The 1,124-nt window shown below is 36.2% G+C and carries 1 protein-coding gene; it reads left to right on the forward strand.

Annotation, left to right across the window (positions count from 1 at the left end; all coding sequences use genetic code 11):
* Positions 1 to 86 precede the first annotated feature (86 nt).
* Positions 87 to 1,105, forward strand: a protein-coding gene (locus tag BV375_RS07035) for an IS630 family transposase (RefSeq protein ID WP_143842017.1) whose coding sequence is annotated in 2 segments (ribosomal slippage) — positions 87 to 507 and positions 507 to 1,105 — 1,020 coding nt in all. Because the reading frame shifts where the segments join, the coding sequence is not laid out codon by codon here.
* Positions 1,106 to 1,124 lie beyond the last annotated feature (19 nt).

The following is a 1,124-nucleotide window of genomic DNA, read 5'->3' on the forward strand; positions in this document are numbered from 1 at the left end:
TATAGCAATCCGGAATCATTTGTGAGAAAATACTGAAGCGAGATTAAAGTAATTTTTGCAACAGGTATTTGGATATAGCGATGTGGATACAATCATTAGAAGATTTTATCAAACATAGCCAGGATAAACGTGAAATTATACGAGCAATGGCAGTCAAGATGCTGCTATGTGGATATAAACATAAGGAGATAATGCCAATTTTGGGTGTTTCGTCAGGCTTTATAAGTACATGGAAAAAAGCATTTTTTCAAAACGGAGTTGAGGGTTTAAAGTTAGCATATAAAGGAAGCAAAGGATTTTTGGATACACAACAACATAGGGCTGTGATTGAATGGTTGCAAACGAAGGAGCAATGGACTTTTAATGAGTTAGAGTATCAACTTGCATCTAAGTATGGAGTGATATTTGAGTCTAAACAAAGTTACTATGATTTGTTTAATGAAGCACGTATTAGTTGGAAAAAAGCTCAAGCTAAGAATCCAAAGCATGACCCAGAATTAGTCGCCTCAAAAAAAAAGAAATTTGTGAATTGTTGGAGACGAGACGAGCCGAAATTGAGTCGGGAGAGCTAGTTGTCTTCATGATTGATGAATGTCACTTACTCTGGGGAGATATAATAGGATATATCTGGGGTAAAATGAGCGAGCGCATTTCAATTCCAGTTGTCAATGCTCGTGATAAACAGACATACTTTGGTGCGTTAGACTATAAAACGAAAGAATTTCTCACCCATACTGCCAATAAAGGGAACTCGGAAAACACAATTGCTTTTTTGGAGTATCTCCGCTCACAACGTCCAGGCGCAAAACTTTTAATCATTTGGGATGGCGCTAGTTATCATCGCTCGCAACAGATCAAAGATTATTTAGACTCTTTGAATACTAACTTAGACAAAGAAGAATGGTTGATAACTTGTGAAAGATTTGCCCCGAATGCACCTCAACAAAATCCTGTAGAAGATATTTGGTTGCAAGGGAAAAGACTGATTCGAGAGTTTTATTTTTTTTGTCATTCCTTCTCTATTGTCAAGGCTTTTTTTGAGTTATCACTTAATTGTCAAATTTTTAACTTTCCTAAGCTCCATGAATATGGTGTTTTCTCATGAACCATTTAGGATTGCTATA

Origin of the sequence: Nostoc sp. 106C, from assembly GCF_002154725.1 — a bacterium.
Classification (GTDB): Bacteria; Cyanobacteriota; Cyanobacteriia; order Cyanobacteriales; family Nostocaceae; genus Aulosira.